The organism is Actinokineospora sp. HUAS TT18 (assembly GCF_051364635.1).
Lineage (GTDB): Bacteria > Actinomycetota > Actinomycetes > Mycobacteriales > Pseudonocardiaceae > Actinokineospora.
Genome location: NZ_CP195645.1, coordinates 4,915,533 through 4,933,259 on the forward strand (window position 1 = coordinate 4,915,533; position 17,727 = coordinate 4,933,259).

The following is a 17,727-nucleotide window of genomic DNA, read 5'->3' on the forward strand; positions in this document are numbered from 1 at the left end:
GTTCCGCGGCCTGCTAGGTTCCGCGCGAATCCTGGGGAGGACAAGCCATGTACGAGGACCCGCTCGCCGAACAGCCGGGCCAGCCATCCGGCGCTGTGACACCGGTTCAGCAGGCTCCGGTGGCTCAGCCGCGGCAGGACAACCGGTTCGGCCGCGCGTTCGCCGTGGCGGGCGTGACCATGGTGGTCCTGTTCGCTGTGCTCGTGGCCCTGAACGGGCCACCGTCCGATGGCGGCTTCGGCTACGCCGTCGGGCGGCTGTTGGTGCCCGCGGTGGTCTCGGCGGGTCTGGCGGGCGCGCTGGCGAAGTACACCCGTGAGCCGTGGCCGTGGTGGAAGTTCATCGTGGTGGTTCCGCCGCTGATGCTGATCGTCATGGTGATCACGGCGCGCTGATCAGCGTTCGGCGGCCTGCTTCAGGCGGGCCAGCGTCCGTTCGATGTTGCGCTGGTTGTGCACGCGGCGGTCTGTCACGCCGGTCGCCAGGATCGTCAGAGGGCGGAACCAACTCGGCCTGCGGTCCCACGTCGTCTCGGTGACCTGGCAACCCGTGGAAGTCGGCTCGATGTCGTACTGCCAGCGCGACACCGGCAGGCCCAGCGACTTGACGTCGAAGGCGAAGCGGGTCGGGGACGCGTCGGTCACCGTCGACACCGTGGTCCAGAAGCGGATGCCGCGCCGGTTGGCGCCGCGGAAGCGGGCGCCGACGCGGGCCCGCGTCACCCCGCCGAGCCACTTGCCGCCGGAGAACTCCTCGGCGACGTCCGCGAACCCAGGTAGGTCGCTGACCAGCGCGTACACGCGGTCGGCTGGGGCATCGACAGCTACCTGGGCGCGGGCGTCGGGATCGCTCATCCGCCTAATCTACTGGCGAGTCACAAACCGGGGATAGCCCTGGCGGCGAACGCCGCGCGAACAGTGTCGGCCGCCGCCGGGCCGTACATCGACTGGGCCGTGGCGACCGTGGTCAGGGCCGCGGCGCTGAAGGTCGTGTCGGGGGCGAAGCCGAACTGGGCGTTGATGATGATGCGGTCGGCGACCGTGGAACCCAGCGCGTTGCGGATGTCCCAGAGCGCGCGCGACCAGATCATGCCGTCGCGGTGGACGCTGGTGTTGGTCATGTTCGCGTAGGTCAGGTTCGAGTCGATGCGGCGCAGGCAGTGCGGGGCGGCGGCGGTGTAGCTGACCGCGTCCCAGTCGGCCACGCACGCCTCGGGGGCGTTGACCGGCCAGCCGTACTGCTGGGCGGCGTTCAGGCCGACGGTCACCGCGAGGTAGTCGCCGAACGCCTCGCCGATCGAGCCCGCCTCGTGGGACGTGCCGAAGCCCGAGACCTGGGCGTCGTGCACGGCGTGGCCGTACTCGTGCACGATGACCTCAGCGTCCTCGGCGTCGTCGACGCCGCCCTTGCCCATGCGGATGATGTCGTGCTTGTCCCAGGAGTACGAGTTGTCCTGGCCCCACTGGTTGGTCCGCACGTCCTGCGACTCGGCGTTGACCGGCCGCAGCTGCGACCCGAAGCCGATGGACTGCAGGTACTCCTGCGCCTGGTTGACCCAGAAATAGACCATGACCTGCTCGAACTCGTCCTGGCTGCGCGTGTAGACGAACCGGCCGTCGGTGGCGCGCGCGGGGTTGCCCGTCTCGGCGCGGACGTTGACCCACTTGCCGGTGAGGGTGCCGGAGCCGTCGAGGTTGCGCAGGGGGACGGTGACGTAGGCCGAGGCGGGGACGGCGGAGTCGGCGTCCTTGCCGTCGGTCAGCGCCTGGTTTCCGCTGGACTGCACCGGGTTCACCATGAAGATCTGGCCGACCCCCGTGGTGGGCGCGGCGTCCGCGCCGGGCGCGGCGGCCACGGCCAAGCCGAGTGCGAGCGTGAGGACCATACGGCGTCGCATTGTGTGCTCCCTCTGGGACGTGAGTGGTGCACGCATCCTGCCCCGCGGAACGGCCGTGCGGAAGGGGTCAAGAGGTCCTGCGGAGCATGCGGGTGACACCCGCGGCGACCGTGGTCGCCAAGATCCACCCCGCGGCCACCATCGCCGCGCCGATCCACTGGGAAGCGCCGCCGACTGTCCATTTGTTCTTGTGGCCGAAGTCGACGATGGGGACGATCAGGTCGAGGGTGTAGAGCACCGGGTTCCACACCAGATGGTCGTCCTCATTGGACTCCAGCGGCACCGGGATGAACGCGAACCACACCGACCCCGACACCAGGATCGCCACCAGCCAGGCCAGCGCGCGCATCGGGCGGTAGCCGTAGCCGACCATCCAGCGCTGCAGCCAGCTCCACAGGTGGATGCCCGGGCGGGTCCAGCTCGCGCCCTCGGCGAGCGCGGCGTACCGGCGGCGCTGCTTCTCCACGAGCACCGTCGCGGCGTGCTCCTCGTTGCCGCTCGCGCGCAGCATCGCGGCCAGCTGGTCGTACGGGCCGGGGCGGTAGACCTCGCGCATGCCGTGGCGCAGCCAGCGGAGCCGCTCGACGACGCGGGTGTCGGCGTCGAGCGGCACCGGGTCGCCGAGGGCGTCGTAGCGGAACTCCTCCAGCTCGATCCGGCCGCCGGCCTGCCACAGGGCCGCGTTGTCGGTGAGCGACGCGCAGTGCAGGTGGCGCAGGTCGATCTCGCCGCTCGGCGGGGTGGCCACGTCGAGGCGCAGTTCCTGGGTGCGCACGCCGAAGGCGTTGAGGGCGATGCCGTTGGTGCCCGCCGACAGGTGCGCGCCGTGGAAGTTGGTCTCGCGGCCGATCTCGGCGCGGCGGATGCGGATCTCGCCCTCGGCCAGGCCGTCGGCGAAGATCAAGTCTCGGCCGATGTGCGCGACGCGCAGGTCGAGCGACGGCTTGGCCGAGCGGTCGCGGTGGTAGGTGCCGGGCGCGCGCAGCGAACTGCCGCGCAGGTCGACGTTGGCGCCGACCCGGATGCCCGGCAGCAGCAGCGATCCGAACACGGTGGCCGAGCGGGCGTCGAGGTTGCCGCCGCAGGTGAACCGGCGCGCCTCGACCGCGTCGCCGCCGCGGTTGCTGAGCACGGCGCGGTCGAGCAGGACACTGCCCTGGACCTGCACGTCGACCAGCCGGACCTGCCCGGCGACCTTGGCGTCGCGGGCGTCGATGCCGCCGCGGATCTGGGTGCCGTCGAAGTGCAGGGAGCGGTCGTTGTACGGGCCGGGAGTGGCCTCGGCGACGCGGAAGGGCTCGCGGCCGCCGGAGAGGTCGACGCTGGCGTGCGCCATGCGCAGGGAGCCGCCGATGTGGGCGTTGACCATGCGAACCGTGCCGGTGCTGGCGAAGCCGCGGTCGAGGTTGACGTTACCGTCTATTTTGGACCGATCGGCGACCAGTGTCGCGTTCGGGTCGTAGAACGGGTCGTCGGGCGGGACCGGCCGGGAGTGCTCGGTGCGCGGCGCCATCTTGGCCCCCCGCAACGAGAAGTCGCTGTCGACCCGCGCGCTGGCGAGCAGCACCTGCCCGACGCTGCGGAACGGGGTGCCGGTCGCGCCGTCCGGGGTCAGGTGCAGGTTGCCGCCGACCTGCACGCCGTTTCCGTTGAGCGCGAAGCCTTTCGGGTTGTTCAGCAGCGCGCCCGCGAAGTTGACGTTGCCGCCTGTGCGCAGGCCGGGGATGCGGATCTCGCCCTCTGCCTGCATGTTCGCCGCGAGCAGCGCACCCGCCAGGTGCAGCCGGTCGGCATGGAGCGCGGGGCCCCCCGCGCTGAACAGCTTGCTGCCCCGCAGCACGAGCGAGCCGTGGATCTCGCCGTCGGTCAGGTCGACCGTGCCCTGTACGACCGACCCGGCGACGAGCAGCACATCGTTGTCGCTGCGCAGGTTCCGCCCGGCGAGCCCGGGCAGCGCGCAGCCGTTGAACTCGATCCCGGCGAGCTTGGCCTGCCGCAGATCCGGCGCGTGCTCGAAGCGGCAGCGGACGAACTCGAGCAGATAGGGGAACTCGACGCCGCGCAGGTCGAGATGGCCGGTCAGGAACCGGTCGGAGACACGCAGCACCGGGGCGGCCGCCGGGCGCCTGCGCCGAAGCAGCCCACCGGAATCCGGCTCGATCGCCTGCCGCACGATCTCGGCGGCGGGCAGGAACGCCCAGGCGGGCGGCGCGGGATCATGCGGGTCCAGGACACCGTGCGGTTCCTCGACCCAGTCCGCCGTCGCCATCGCGCCCCCTCCTCGATCTTGCTCCGAGGAGTTAAACGCGCGCCGGCTACGCTTCGTTCCCATCCGGTCGCCCCGCGTGTGCGGGACGACCGGATCGGACCAAACAGTGGATCAGCTTTACGCCCGCACAGATTTAGCAGCTGAGAGTCAATGTGGCGCTGTCTTTGGGAAGGTAGCTGATCGGATCGCCGCCGTCCCATCCGTAGGTCCGGACAAAGTACCTGTGAGTTCCGGTACCCGCACAGCTCTTAGCCGTCGCCCACGTCAAGGTATAAGAGCCGTACCGGCCGAACTCCTGGGATTGCCACCTACTGCCGTCTCGAAAGATTTCCACGTACGCCTTCGAATACACGTCAGGCGTCAGACTGCAGGACCAGGGAGCGTAGCCCCAGATATAGCCACCTGCCTGCTGTGGAGAGTTGGCCGAGTATGAGCAACCCGCCTGCGCTCCACTGGTCTCAGCCGACGCGATGGCGGGAACCGCCGCCATCAGCGACGCTGCCGCGGCCACTGATCCCAGCAAACTTTTGAAAGTATTTGCCATTGCTGAATCCCCTCAGTTTCCACCCAGTCGCGCCGAACGAAGTCGACACTTTGAAGGTACTCCTGCGAGATCAGCGCCCTCGTGGAATCAGATTGATTCACTCAATCGAGCCACGAGAACACACGGACGAGCGTCTGCTCGCGCACATGCTGTCAAACTTGTCGCAGGCAAAAACTGGGCTGTGGTCGCAATCGTCAGCGACCACAGCCCAATGGGTGAACCTAGATTCGCATCCTTACGGAGATGTCTCCGAACCATTGGACGGAAACGAGTGCGTCGGATCCAGGACCCTGGCCAGGAACGACCGAGTGCGCTCATGGCTCGGGGCGCCGATCACCTGCGAAGCCGGGCCTTGCTCGATGACGTATCCGCCATCCATGAACAGGACCTTGTCCGCGACCTCACGCGCGAACTGCATCTCGTGGGTGACGACAAGCATCGTCATGCCCTCGTCGGCCAGACCGCGCATGACGGTGAGAACCTCACCGACCAGTTCCGGGTCGAGCGCCGATGTCGGCTCGTCGAACAGCATGACCTCGGGGTCCATCGACAGCGCGCGGGCGATGGCCACGCGCTGTTGCTGCCCGCCGGATAGTTGGCCAGGCAGGGCGTTGACCTTGTCGGCCAGCCCCACGCGCTCCATGTTCTCCATCGCGACCTTCTCGGCCTCGGTCTTCGAGCGACCGAGAACCTTGCGTTGCGCGATGGTCAGGTTGTTCAGCACAGTCAAGTGGCCGAACAGGTTGAACGACTGGAACACCATGCCGATCCGCCGCCGCGCCGCGTCGAGGTCGCAGTCGGGATCGGTCAGCTCGATGCCGTTGACCACCACCGAGCCGTCGTTGGGCTCCTCCAACAGGTTCACGCACCGCAGCAGCGTGGACTTGCCGGAGCCGGACGGACCGATGATGCAGACGACCTCGCCCGACGCGACGTCAAGATCGATGCCGCGCAGGACTTTCAGGGTGCCGAAGCTCTTGGTGAGTCCGGTGATACGGACGGCAGGCTCAGTCACTTGGTGGCCTCCACGTCCACGTCCACCTTCTCCGGCGAGGCGATCTTGCGCCCGCCGGTCCGCTTCTCCAAGTACCGCGAGAGGTACGAGAGCGGAATGGTGATGATCAGATAGCAGATGCCCGCGATCAGGACTGGGGTCAGACTGCGGGATTGGTTGAGCTCGGTACGGCCGAACTGGGTCAGTTCGTACTGCAGTTGACTGGAGCCGAGGAAGAGGACCAGCGACGAATCCTTGGTGAGCAAGATCAGCTCATTGGTCAGCGGCGGCAGGATGATCTTGAATGCCTGGGGGATGACGATCCACAGCATCGCCTTGCCCTGCGACATGCCCAGTGACCGCGCGGCTTCGACCTGCCCCTTGGGCACCGCCTGGATACCCGCCCGGATCGTCTCGGCCATGTAAGCCGAGCCGACGATACCGAGCGCGATCATGATGGAGATGTATCGGTCCGGCAGGATGCCGAACGCCAACGGGATACCGCTGCCGATGGCGAGGATCACCAGCAGCGCGGGCAATCCACGGAAGAATTCGATATAGATGCCCGCGAACCACCGGTAGGGAGCCACGCTGGACAGGCGCATCAAGGCGAGCACCAGGCCAAGCGCGAGACCGAAGCCGAACCCGAGACCGGTATAGATCAGGGTGTTGACGAGAGCGACTGTGATGACCTCCGGGAACATGCCGGAGGCGACCTCGAAGTCGAAGAACGCCGTGCGGATCTTCCCCCAGTCAGCGACGAGGGCGACGAGGACCAGGACGGCGATCAGAATGCCGTACTGGATGCCTCGCGTGAGACGGACCCGTTGACGCTTGGTCATAGCCATAGGTGCTGCTCCTAAGAATGGCTCGGCACATACGGAGGGGCCGGCACGTCCTGCGCGCCGACCCCGCCGCAGCTGCTACTTGCTTGCCGGCTTCTTGCCGAACCACTTCTCGTAGATCTTGTCGTACTCGCCGCTCTTCTTGGCCTCGGCCAGCGTCGAGTTGATGAGCTTCAGGAGCTTGTCGTTGCCCTTCTTGACGCCGATGCCGTACTGCTCACCGGTGTCGAACTCCTTGACCACCTCGTAGTCGGTCTTCTTCTTCGCCCAGTCGTAGAGCACGCCGTTGTCGTTGATGCCCGCGGCGACGGCGCCGGTCTCGACGGCGTTCAGCAGCAGGCCCAAGTCCTCAAAGGTGACCAGCTCGACGCCAGGGGCGTTCTTCTTGGCGTACTCGTCGCCGGTGGTGCCGTTCTGGACACCCAGCTTCTTGCCGCTGAGCGAGGCCAGGTCGGTGACGCCGGAGCCCTTCTTCGCCACGAGTGCCTGGGTGGCGTCGAAGTAGGGGTCGGAGAAGTCGAAGTTCTGCTTGCGGGTATCGGTGATCGTCATACCCGCCGCCGCGAGGTCGCACTTGCCCGAGTTCAGATCGACACCGGACTGGATGCCGTCGAACGGCGTGTCGATGATCTCCTGCGTGACGTTCAGCTTCTTGGCGACCAGGTCGACGAGCTCGACGTCGAAGCCGATGACCTTGCCGTCCTTCTCGAACTGGAACGGCTCATAGGGCAGACCGGTGCAGGTCAGCAGCTTGCCCGACTGGATCAGCTGAGGGGCGTCCGCCGCACCCGACGTCGCGCCCCCGGTGGGCGTGTCCGACTTCCCGCATCCCGCCGCGGCGACCGCGAGGGCCAGCGCCGGGACCAGGGCGAACACCTTGAGCTTGGATCGAAGCACGGTGTCACTCCTCGTAACTTGTTCACATCGAGTGGGACGCATCCTGCCACCGTGTGGGTGTGCTGTGCACTACAAGTTCGTTTGTCACATCTCCGCAGCCAAGTTGTTGCGTGGCGTTGACCGGGTGCGGAGCATTTGCGTCGGCCGACGGTCGGAACCGAAAGAAGTCCGTTCAGTCGATGCCCTTGGGCCATCCCGCGATCAAGACCGCGACCAGAGCGGTCCAGCCGGTCTGGTGGGCGGCGCCGAGGCCCTCGCCGGTGTCGCCGTCGAAATACTCACTGAATGTCACATGCTCCCGCCAGAGCGGGGAGTCGGTGGACTCGACGCGTTTGCCGTCGGCGGGGCGGGCGCCGTCCGGGCCGGGAAGGAACAGCGCCGACAGCCTGCGCGCCAGGTCGCGGGCGGCCTGACCTGCGGTTACCTCCGTGCCGGACCCGGTTGGCACCGGCAGGGTGATGTCGCCGCGGTGGAACTCGTCCAGCACGAACAGGGCCTCGACCAGCAGGGCGTTGGTCGGGAACCACACCGGGCCGCGCCAGTTGGAGTTGCCGCCGAACATCGGGGACCGGGACTCGCCGGGCTCGTACTCGATGCGGTGCTCGGAGCCCGCGATGTCGACCACGATCCCGTCGCGGTGGGCCGCGGAGAGTGAGCGGATGCCGTGCGGGCTGAGGAACTCGTCCTCGTCGAACATCCTGGTCAGCACGCGGCGGAGTTTGCGCTCGTCGAGCAGCGACAGCAGTGCGCGGCGGCCGTGTTCGTCCTCGCGCCAGGTGAGGAACTGGCCGAACTCGGGCTGGCGGTGCAGCACGTAGTTGAGGCGCTCGGCGAAGGCGGGCAGCTCGGTGAACACCCATGGCTCCAGCGACGCCGAGGCCAGGACCGGGATCAGCCCGACCATCGACCGCACCCGCACCGGCCGGGACTGGGTGCCCGCCCTGGCGAGCAGGTCGTAACAGAAGCCGTCCTCCTCGTCCCAGATCGGCGCACCCGCCGAGCCGAAGTGGGTGGACGCCTGGGCGATGGCCAGGAAGTGCTCGACGAACTTGGTCGCCACGTCCTCGTAGGCCGGGTCGTGCCTGGCGAGCTCCAGCGCCATCGTCATCAGGTGCAGCGCGTAGGTGGCCATCCACGACGTCGCGTCGGACTGCTCGAACCGCCAGCCGTCCGGCAGCGTCTCGGAGCGGTTGACCGGGCCGATGTTGTCCATGCCGAGGAAGCCGCCCTCGAACAGGTTGTTGCCCTCGGGGTCCTTGCGGTTGACCCACCAGGAGAAGTTCAGCAGCAGCTTGTGGAACACGCGGGCGAGGAACAGCCGGTCGCCGGTCCCGGTCGCCTTCTGCTCGGCGCGGTAGACCTGCAGCGCCGCCCACGCGTGGACCGGCGGGTTGACGTCGCCGAACTCCCACTCGTAGGCCGGGAGCCTGCCGTCGGGGTGCATCAGCCACTCGCGGCACAGCAGGAGCAGCTGGTCCTTGGCGAAAGCCGGGTCGACCTGGGCGAACGGCACCATCTGGAAGGCCAGGTCCCACGCGGCGAACCACGGGTACTCCCATTCGTCCGGCATGGACAGCACGTCGGCGACGTCCATCTGGGTCCAGTGCCGGTTGCGGGCGTCGGGCGCCGTCCGCTCGGCCGGTGACGGCGGGTGCGCCGGGTCGCCCTCCAGCCATTCGCGGACCCGGAAGCGGTAGTGCTGCTTGGTCCACAGCAGACCGGCGAACGCGCGGCGGGCGACCTGTTTCTCCTGGTCGGAGACCTCCGGCGCGATCCCGGCGTAGAACGCGTCGGCCTCGGCGCCGCGGTCGGCCATGGTCTTGTGGAAGTTGCCGCTGAACGCGCCGCCGTGGCCGTCACCGCTGATCAGGCGCAGCCGCACGGTCACGGACTCGCCCGGCGCGACCTCGTCGAACCGGTACCAGGCGGCGGCCTTCGTCCCCGGCTGCGAGGCGCCCTGGACGACCTGGCAGGTGTCCGCCCCGGCGACGATGTGGTCGCCGATGCCGGACTTGACGTACCGGCTGGGGTTGGCGGGGCGGCCGAACAGCAGCGCCTCGTCGGTCTCGTTGTCGGTGACGAGCAGCTGCGGCGCGCCGTCGACGTGCAGGGTGTAGCGGCCGAGGCTGGCGTGCTCGGCCACGATCCGCGACCAGCCGTCCACCGTGGACGCGACCAGCGACGGCTTGCGCGCGTCGCGGCCCCACGACCAGGTGTTGCGGAACCAGACCTGCGGCACCAGGTGCAGCGGCGCCGGGTCCGGGCCGTGGTTGGTCGCGGTGATCTCGACGCAGACATCCTCCGGCGCCGCCTTGGCGTAGGTGACCTCGACGTCGAAGAACCGGTCCTGGTCGAGCACCCCGGTGTCGGACAGCTCCGGCTCACGCGCGTCCCGGCCCGCGGCCTGCGCGAGCTCCCGCAGTTGGGCGTAGGGATAGGCGGCCTGCGGGTAGCGGTAGACGACCTTCATCCACGAGTGGGTGGGGGTGCCGTCGACCACCCACCAGTGCTCCTTGACGTCCTCGCCGTGGTTTCCCTCGGCGTTGGCGAGACCGAAGTAGCGCTCCTTCAGGATCTCGTCGTTGCCGTTCCACAGCGCCAGGCTCAGGTTGAGGAACCCGTGGCGGTCGCAGATCCCGGCGATGCCGTCCTCACCCCACCGGTAGGCGCGGGAGCGGGCCTGCTCGAACGGGAAGTAGCCCCAGGCGTCGCCGTTGGCGGAGTAGTCCTCACGGACAGTGCCCCACTGCCTCCCCGCGAGGTAGGGACCCCACTGCCGCCAGGGGGAGTGCGCGAACGGCGATTCGGCGAGCCTGTCGTGTTCGTTCATCGCTCCCCAGTGTGGACCGGCGCGGTGGATGTGGTGAAACGTCCCCGTGACGAGTGTGACGTTCGGTAAGGTCATCACCGGTCTACTGGAAGACGGATCGCGGGGGCGACGAGATGTTCGACGCGGGTGGCGGCGGTGGCGGCGGACTGTCGGCGCACCAGATCTATGTGGCGATGACCCAGGGTCCCGGCACGCACAGCCTCGAATCGGCCTTCGGCGTCGCCGACACCGAGGCGCGGCTCGAAGCCGAGCGCGCCAAGCTGGTCCGGCAGCTCGCGGACAAGATCGAAGCGGGCTGGGAGGGCCAAGCGGGTGAGGCGGCGTACGGCGCGGCCAAGCCGCTGGCCGACGTCTCGGCTCTCGGCGCGGTGAACCTGGAGAAGACCCACGTCCTGCTGGAGCAGCAGGCCACCGGCTTCAACCACGCCTCGGCGCAGGTGCTCCCGGTCGCGGAGAACCCGCCGGAGGCGAACTGGTGGGACGACGTCACGCCGTGGGACACCGACACCGAGGACGAGCAGGCCAAGTACAAGGAACAGTCGGCTCACAACATCCAGGTCTACCGCCAGTACGACACCCAGAGCATGTCCAACGAGCAGGCGCTGCCGATGGACTACTCGACGTTGCAGGACCCGGGCGGCTCGGTCAGCGTGACCCCGCCGGACGGCGGCGGCAAGGAGCCGATCGACCCGAACAAGAAGGACCCGTGGACGCCGCCGGGCACAGGTGGCGACGACCGGAACAAGGTCAACCCGCCGCCTCCGCCCTACAGCGAGGACCGGCCGCCGCCGTATCCGCCGCCGGGCGAGACCAGGCCGCAGGCGGTGGTCCCGCCGCAGACGACGCTGCCCAACGAACACCACCAGCTCCCGAACCGGGACGTGCCCCGGCCGCCTTACGGCCCGCCGCAGCAGCCGGTCAACCCGCTCAATCCGCTCTACCCGCAGGGGCCCTACGGCCCGGGCGGGCGGGACGGCCAGGGCGGCGGCCGCGGCTACGGACCGGGCGGGCCGCGCGGTGGCGCGGGCTACGGCCCGGGCGGCGCGCGGGGCTTCGGTCCCGGCGGCGGCGCGGGTGAGCACGGCGCGGGCGCACGCGCGGGTGCCGCCGAACACGGTCCCGGCGGCCGCGCGGGCGCGGGTGCGCTCGGCGGCGAGCACGGCCCCGGTGGCCGCGGCGCGGCCGGTGCCGCGGGCGCGGGCCGCGGTGGCGCGGGCATGGGCGGCGGCATGGGTGGCGGCGGCCGCGGCCAGGGCGGCGAGGACTCCGAGCACACCCGCGCGTCGTTCCTGCAGGAGGACGACCCGGAGGCGATCTTCGGCACCGACGAGGTCACCGCGCCGCCGGTGATCGGGGAGTAGCAAGGTGAAGGTCGAACTCTCCGTCCACACGCTCTACCGCCTCCTGGAGACGCAGAACCTCGGCGAGCCGCACACCGTCTTCACCGGCGGCGAGCGGTACTACTCGCCGCGGTTCAAGCAGGAGGACGACGCCCGGTTCCGGCGCGCGCTGGAGGAAGCCAAGATCGTCACTCCGCGCGGCGTCGACCCGGATTTCCTCGACCTGCTCCAGGTGATCCAGCGCGCGGGCTCGGAGTACTACGGCTGGCTGCACGACGCCGAAGGCCCCTACACCGTGCTGACGGCCGTCTCCGGCCGGATGGGCGTGCTGGCCGAGCGGATCGGCGACCAGGTCACCTTCGAGCGCATCGACCCGGCGCGGGCGCTGGAGTCGTTCGTCTACCGGCTGCCGAACGTGCCGCCCGCGCGCGGCGAGGCGATCTCGGTGCGCGTGTCCGACCTCGGCCCGGGCAAGGTCGACAGTTACGGCAGGCGCGCGCCCGTCCCGCCGCAGGCACGCAGGCTCGACGAGCTGATGAAGCAGCCGCGCGTCGGCGGCGGGAAGCTCTACACCGCCAGACGCGACCAGCGCGGCAAGCGGCTGCGGGCCGCGGAGTGGATCACCGCGATCGATCTTCAGGCGGGCCGGTGGGCGATCTACCAGACCGGGCGCGGCGAGAAGTCGGTCATGGCGGTGCCGGGCAGCGCGCAGTTCATCGGCAAACGCTTGCGCGAACTGCACGAGACGATCGGCTGACACCCCTACTAGCCTTGCGCGCGTGGACGGCGATTTCCCTTATGACCGCGTGATCCCCGCCGACCGCCTGCTGGGCTGTCTGCTGGCGGGGGCGGTGGGCGACGCGCTCGGCGGACCGGTCGAGTTCCTGTCGATCGACGAGATCCGGAGCCGGTTCGGTGCGGACGGCACCACCGGCTACGCCGAGGTCTACGGCGGTCGGGGCAAGATCACCGACGACACCCAGATGACGCTGTTCACCCTGGAGGCGATGATCCGCGGCCACGTGGCGCGGCGCCTGCTCTACTTCGAGCAGCACCCGTCGTCGGTGCTGCAGCACGCCTATCAGCGCTGGTACCACACCCAGGGCATCCCGTGGCACAAGGCGGCGGGGTCCTACGCGATGCAGGAGGAGCCCGACGGCTGGCTGGTCCGCGAGGCCGATCTGTTCCACCGCCGCGCCCCCGGCTCGACCGTGCTCCAAGCCCTGGAGGGCTACGCCGCGGGTGCCGAGCGGGGCACGCTGTCCAACAAGCTCAACGACTCCAAGGGCTGTGGCGCGGTCATGCGTGCGGCGCCGTGCGCGCTGTGGTCGGAGGACCCGCTCGACGGGTTCGTGATCGCCGCGCAGGCGGGCGCGCTGACCCACGGCCACCCCAGCGGCTACCTGTCGGCGGGCGCGCTGGCGTTCATGGTCCACCGCCTGCTCGACGGCGCCGAGCTGATCGAGGCGATCGACGACGTGCGCGCCGAGCTGGTCACGTGGGAGGACTCGGCCGAGACGGTGGCCGCGCTCGACGGCGCGGTGAAGCTGGCCGCGCAGGGCAGGCCGAGTCCGGAGAAGCTGGCCGAGTTGGGCGGCGGCTGGGTCGGCGAGGAGGCGCTGGCGATCGCGGTGTGCGCGGCGCTGGTGGCCGAGGATCTTGAGGACGGGCTGCTGCTCGCGGTCAACCACTCCGGCGACAGCGATTCGACAGGGTCGCTGTGCGGCAATCTGCTCGGCGCGATGCACGGCGTGGGCGCGATTCCCGCGGACTGGCTGGCGGAGTTGGAACTGCGCGGCGTCATCGAGCGTCTGGCTAGTGACGCGCTGATCGAATTCAGCCAGCAGAACTCGCTGGAGAACCCCGAGTGGCAGGTGCGGTACCCGGCCTGGTGACGGTAGGTTCGCGGCGGTCCGAGAGGGGAACGGGTGTGACACAGCCGCGATTCGGTGGGGACGGCTTCCAGACCGAGCAGGAGATGCGCCGCTGGGCGGCCGACATCGAGGCCAAGGCGCAGCGCTACCAGACGATGCAGGCCGAGGTGGCCACCGTGACGGTCACCGAGACCTCGCGTGACGACGTCGTGCGCGTGACGGTCGACGCGACGGGCGCGGTCACCGACCTGGTGATCAGCGACAAGCACCGCGACCTGCCGGGCACCGAGCTGGCCACGATGGTGCTGACGACGATGCGCCGCGCCCAGTCCAAGATCACCGACCAGGTCGCCGAGGTCATGGTCCGCACGGTCGGGGACGACGAGCAGACGGTCAACGCGGTGGTCGACTCATATCGGCAGAGATTCCCGGAACCGGAGCCGGATCTTGAGCGTCCGACCGGGAGCGCGGTCGAGGAGATGCGGCTGGGCGATGTTCCAGAGGAAGACGAGACACCGCGCCGCCCGCACCGACCCCGCCCACCACGTGACGACGACGAAGACGACTGGGGCGGACCCCCCATTCTGACCTGATCGAAACGGAGTCCCCGCCGTGCCCAACGGATACGGAGTCTTGACCGGCGAGTTAGGCGGTCACGCGAGCAGGCTCGACGCCCTGCACGACCGGCTCGACCAGGCCCTCCAGGCGGCCAACCAGGTCCACCTCGGCGACAGCGCCTACGGCGTGATCTGCCAGTTCTTCGTCCCGGTGGTGCACATGGTCAGCGGGCCGGGCGTCGAGGCGATCCGCCAGGCGACCGAGTCGATGGCCGACTCCGCCCAGGGCGTGCGCGACAACACCTCGTCGTACGACAACGTCGAGCAGGCCAACACCCGGCCCTTCGCGGGCGGTGCCCAGTGACGAACCCGCTGATCGCCGAACGCCAGGACTCGACCACCGCGGTCACCGGCATCGGCATCGCCGAGTCCGCGGTCGACATCTACAACGGCGTGCAGAACGGCTCGTGGGTCGAGGGCGGCATCGGCGCCCTCGGCGGCGGCCTGGAAGTGCTGTCGCTGGTGCTCGACCCGCTCGGCACCCTCGGCCAGTACGCGGTGTCGTGGGTCATCGAACACGTCGCCCCGCTGCGCGACGCGCTGAACTGGCTGGCCGGGGACGCCGACCAGATCGCGGCGTACTCGCAGACGTGGAAGAACGTGTCGCAGGCCGTGGCGGGTGTCGCGGCGGACTATCAGACGGAGATCACCAACGGCACCGCGGGCTGGTCCGGCCCGGCGGCCGACGCCTACCGGACCAACGCGTCCCAGCAGGGCGAGCACATCACCGCCGCGGGCACGGGCGCCGACACGATCGGCACGGTCGTCGAGGTCGTCGGCGTCCTGGTCGGCGTTGTGCGCGGAATCGTGCGCGACCTGGTGGCCGAGTGCATCTCGACGCTGCTGATCCGCCTGCCCCAGTGGCTGGCGGAACTGGGCCTGACCCTGGGCCTCGCGACACCGCACGTGGTGGCCTCGGTGGCGGCGCTGGTGTCGAAGTGGGTCGGCCGGGTCACCGACATCATCGCCAAGCTGACGCGGTCGCTGGAGAAGCTCCGCCCGCTCATGAACAAGCTCGGCGAGATCTGGGAAGCGGTGAAGCGCGGCCTCCAGCGCCTGCGCACCGCCTCCCGCGGCGCCGAGTCCCCGGACGCCCCGGACATGGTCCGCTCCGCCACCCCGACCACGACGCCGTCCGGCTCGGCCACGCCGACGACCCCGTCCTCGGCCACGCCGAGCACCCCCAGCACGTCGACCACCCCATCGGGCTCCGCCACGCCGACGACCCCGTCCTCGGCGACCCCGAGCACCCCGAGCGCGTCGACCACCCCGTCCGGCTCCGCGACCCCGACCACCCCGTCGTCGGCCACGCCGAGCACCCCGAGCACCACGGCCACCCCCACCGGCTCGGCGACCCCGACCCCCGGCACCGGCAGTCCCACCCCGCCGACGCCCCGCACCCCGACGCCCACCAGCCCCGGCAGCGGCCCGCACTGGCGCGACGAGGTACGCGGCAAGTTCACGCCGGAGGAGTACGCCGACTTCGAGCGCGCGATGGACAAGCTCGGCACCGACCCGGTCCCGGGCACCCCCGAGGTCCCCGGTTCCGGCCAGCTGACGCCGCACGAGCGCGACCTCATGGCCCGCGCGATGAACGAGGTGACCGTCAAGCCGGACACCCTGATGCAGAAGGTGATCCCCGAGGACACCGTCACGAAGTACCTCGACGGCACGTACGGCCCGCAGGTGGGCGGCTTCGTCGCGCGCAACCAGGACGCGGGTGTACTGCAGACCCCGGCCGACCTCATCACCGGCAACCGGCTGGACTACGTGGACTCGCCGTACAGCCCGAGCCAGAGCAACATCCACGTACTGGAGTTCCCGGCGACGGATCCCGGGATGTTCCCGACCCCCGTCGGCGCGCCGCACACCCCGGACCTGCCCGCCTCGTCGCCGCAGGTCATCCGGGCGCAGGAGGAGATGATCCAGGCCGCCAGGGACGCGGGCGTGGACCCGAGCCGGTACACCTCGCAGAGCTACGCCTGGCCGTACTCTGGTGCGGGTGTCACCGCGCACCCCACGATGGGTGTGCCCGAGTTCGAGATGAGCGGCCGAATGAACCTGCCCGACGGCTCCGCGATCTACGCCTATGACGCGGCGGGCAGCAAGGTCCTCGTGGCCACCTACAACAGCGCGAGCGGATGGGTGCGCCCGTGACCTACGCAGGTGTGCGGTTCGGCTCGTTCGCGGTGATCGACGGAACGACCTACCCGGTGATCTTCGCGCCGAACTCCGAGCGCGTCGTGCTCCGCGTCGCCCAGGCCGACAACCCCGATCCCGCGCGCTACACGTGGGCGGAGTTCTACAAGGCATGGGTCACCGAGATCCCGCTCAGCCAGTGCGAACGGGTCTACCAGGCCCAGTCCTACGGCACGTGGCGCGGCGGACTCGTCGCGATCGAAGCCGTGACGCCGGAGGGCCTGCGAGTGCGCTCCGCGGGCAACGACGGCGGCTGGGCGGAGGCGAACGACTTCGTTCAGGAGAACAAGTACGAGTTCTTCCGCGTGGTCCCCGCCCGGGAACTCGTCGACGTGCACGAGATCCAAACCGACTTGCTCTTCGCCCGCGAGCACGCGAACGACAGTTTCCGAGGGCAGTCATGACCATCCCCGGCTCGGGAGCGCTGAGCCCCCAGGAACGTGTGCTGACCGCGCGAGTGCACACCGCGGTCGCGCTCACACCCGGCACTTGGATGGTCAAGGTCCTGCCTCCACCGGTGGTGCGCCGCTACCTGGCCGGGGAGGTGTCCGCGGGGCGGCCAGGCTCGGTGCCGCCGTTCGACTACCGCCTGGTCGGCGGCACCGTCGCCCGGCACCAGGACTGCGCGAACCTCCGGTCGGCGGGCGAGGCGATCCACGCTTTCCGACTGGACTACCCCGGCAGCCCGTTCGCGGCGAACCAACCACTGTGCGTGCTGGAATTCCCGGTCCTGGACCCGCACCAGTTCTTGGTGCCGTTCGGCGCCCCGTGGATCCCGAACGTCGCGCGTGCGGACGTGAGTATCGCCGCCCAGGCGATGCTCGACGGGGTGAAGCTCGCGGGTGTCGATCCGAACACCTACCGCCTTGAGATCGCGCCATGGCCGTTCACCGGCACCGGCTTGACCGGCGGCGGCGACCTGGCGGTCCCGGAGTGGTGGAAGCGGCCGGGCATCGTGCCCATGGGTTCACGGATCGTCGTCGACGGCGCGGTCACCGCGGTGTACCGCGGAGCCGACACAGGGTGGGAGGCCACACGATGACCTATCCGCGTCCCCGGACCGGGGTCTACGCGACGGTGGCGGGGCAGGAACTCGAAGCCGTGTCCTACCCCGAGAACGGTGTGGTCACCCTGCGGGGCGGACGAGTGGTCCCGTTGTCGGAGTGCGATCGTGTCGACGAGGTCACCACGCTGGTCAACTACCGCGGCCACGAATGCCAGGTGATCGGCATCGGCGACGACGGCACGGTCGGGCTGTACTACGTGGGTCCGCACAAGGCCGACGCCGCGGCGGACGGGTTCGTGCAGATCGACCCGGGCACCTGGGCGAAGAACGTGGAGATCGGCGAGGTGTCCCGATACCGCGAGCGCCACACGGACTTGCTGTTCCCGGCGTGGGCCGCCGGGTGACGCCCCCCGGA

The 17,727-nt window shown here is 69.6% G+C and carries 17 protein-coding genes; 10 read left to right on the forward strand and 7 right to left on the reverse strand.

What is annotated here, in order from left to right; translation table 11 throughout:
* The first annotated feature begins 47 nt into the window (after positions 1-47).
* On the forward strand, positions 48-395 hold the full coding sequence (locus tag ACSHT8_RS22550) for a hypothetical protein (protein WP_436492891.1): 348 nt from the start codon (positions 48-50) through the stop codon (positions 393-395).
* Here the strand turns inward: ACSHT8_RS22550 and ACSHT8_RS22555 are convergent, their stop codons facing one another.
* From ACSHT8_RS22555 to ACSHT8_RS22585, 7 genes are all read right to left on the reverse strand, one after another.
* Positions 396-854 (reverse strand): SRPBCC family protein, encoded by a 459-nt coding sequence (locus tag ACSHT8_RS22555; protein ID WP_436492892.1) that lies wholly within the window; start codon positions 852-854, stop codon positions 396-398. It abuts the gene before it with no gap.
* A 20-nt stretch (positions 855-874) separates the two neighbouring features.
* Complete coding sequence (locus ACSHT8_RS22560) at positions 875-1,897, reverse strand: M36 family metallopeptidase (RefSeq protein WP_436492893.1); 1,023 nt, start codon at positions 1,895-1,897, stop codon at positions 875-877.
* Positions 1,898-1,964: 67 nt separating this feature from the next.
* A complete protein-coding gene (locus ACSHT8_RS22565; protein WP_436492894.1) occupies positions 1,965-4,166 on the reverse strand; it encodes a hypothetical protein in 2,202 nt (733 codons plus the stop codon).
* A 779-nt stretch (positions 4,167-4,945) separates the two neighbouring features.
* On the reverse strand, positions 4,946-5,725 hold the full coding sequence (locus ACSHT8_RS22570) for an amino acid ABC transporter ATP-binding protein (protein WP_436492895.1): 780 nt from the start codon (positions 5,723-5,725) through the stop codon (positions 4,946-4,948).
* Entirely contained in the window at positions 5,722-6,552 is an 831-nt protein-coding gene (locus tag ACSHT8_RS22575; protein ID WP_436492896.1) for an amino acid ABC transporter permease, read from the reverse strand. Before ACSHT8_RS22575 ends, ACSHT8_RS22570 begins: the two co-directional genes overlap by 4 nt.
* 75 nt (positions 6,553-6,627) lie before the next feature.
* The gene (locus ACSHT8_RS22580; RefSeq protein WP_436492897.1) at positions 6,628-7,446 is read right to left on the reverse strand and encodes a basic amino acid ABC transporter substrate-binding protein; all 819 of its coding nucleotides are present in this window, start codon (positions 7,444-7,446) and stop codon (positions 6,628-6,630) included.
* A gap of 172 nt (positions 7,447-7,618) precedes the next feature.
* Positions 7,619-10,276, reverse strand: a complete 2,658-nt coding sequence (locus tag ACSHT8_RS22585) for an MGH1-like glycoside hydrolase domain-containing protein (RefSeq protein WP_436492898.1) — start codon at positions 10,274-10,276, stop codon at positions 7,619-7,621.
* Between the two features lie 113 nt (positions 10,277-10,389).
* Here ACSHT8_RS22585 and ACSHT8_RS22590 point away from each other — a divergent pair, with 113 nt between their 5' ends.
* From ACSHT8_RS22590 to ACSHT8_RS22630, 9 genes are read left to right on the forward strand one after another with little or no spacing between them, the layout of a single operon-like run.
* A complete protein-coding gene (locus tag ACSHT8_RS22590; RefSeq protein ID WP_436492899.1) occupies positions 10,390-11,637 on the forward strand; it encodes a hypothetical protein in 1,248 nt (415 codons plus the stop codon).
* A 4-nt stretch (positions 11,638-11,641) separates the two neighbouring features.
* Entirely contained in the window at positions 11,642-12,373 is a 732-nt protein-coding gene (locus ACSHT8_RS22595; protein WP_436492900.1) for an ESX secretion-associated protein EspG, read from the forward strand.
* A gap of 22 nt (positions 12,374-12,395) precedes the next feature.
* On the forward strand, positions 12,396-13,511 hold the full coding sequence (locus ACSHT8_RS22600; protein ID WP_436492901.1) for an ADP-ribosylglycohydrolase family protein: 1,116 nt from the start codon (positions 12,396-12,398) through the stop codon (positions 13,509-13,511).
* Positions 13,512-13,546: 35 nt separating this feature from the next.
* On the forward strand, positions 13,547-14,083 hold the full coding sequence (locus ACSHT8_RS22605) for a YbaB/EbfC family nucleoid-associated protein (RefSeq protein ID WP_436492902.1): 537 nt from the start codon (positions 13,547-13,549) through the stop codon (positions 14,081-14,083).
* Positions 14,084-14,123: 40 nt separating this feature from the next.
* Positions 14,124-14,411, forward strand: a complete 288-nt coding sequence (locus ACSHT8_RS22610; protein WP_436492903.1) for a type VII secretion target — start codon at positions 14,124-14,126, stop codon at positions 14,409-14,411.
* Complete coding sequence (locus tag ACSHT8_RS22615; RefSeq protein ID WP_436492904.1) at positions 14,408-16,264, forward strand: WXG100 family type VII secretion target; 1,857 nt, start codon at positions 14,408-14,410, stop codon at positions 16,262-16,264. The genes ACSHT8_RS22610 and ACSHT8_RS22615 overlap by 4 nt, the downstream gene beginning before the upstream one ends.
* Positions 16,261-16,710 (forward strand): hypothetical protein, encoded by a 450-nt coding sequence (locus ACSHT8_RS22620; protein ID WP_436492905.1) that lies wholly within the window; start codon positions 16,261-16,263, stop codon positions 16,708-16,710. Before ACSHT8_RS22615 ends, ACSHT8_RS22620 begins: the two co-directional genes overlap by 4 nt.
* Complete coding sequence (locus ACSHT8_RS22625; RefSeq protein ID WP_436492906.1) at positions 16,707-17,348, forward strand: hypothetical protein; 642 nt, start codon at positions 16,707-16,709, stop codon at positions 17,346-17,348. The genes ACSHT8_RS22620 and ACSHT8_RS22625 overlap by 4 nt, the downstream gene beginning before the upstream one ends.
* Positions 17,345-17,716 carry a hypothetical protein gene (locus ACSHT8_RS22630; RefSeq protein WP_436492907.1) on the forward strand — a complete coding sequence of 124 codons (372 nt, stop codon included), beginning with the start codon at positions 17,345-17,347 and terminating at the stop codon, positions 17,714-17,716. Before ACSHT8_RS22625 ends, ACSHT8_RS22630 begins: the two co-directional genes overlap by 4 nt.
* Positions 17,717-17,727: the final 11 nt, after the last annotated feature.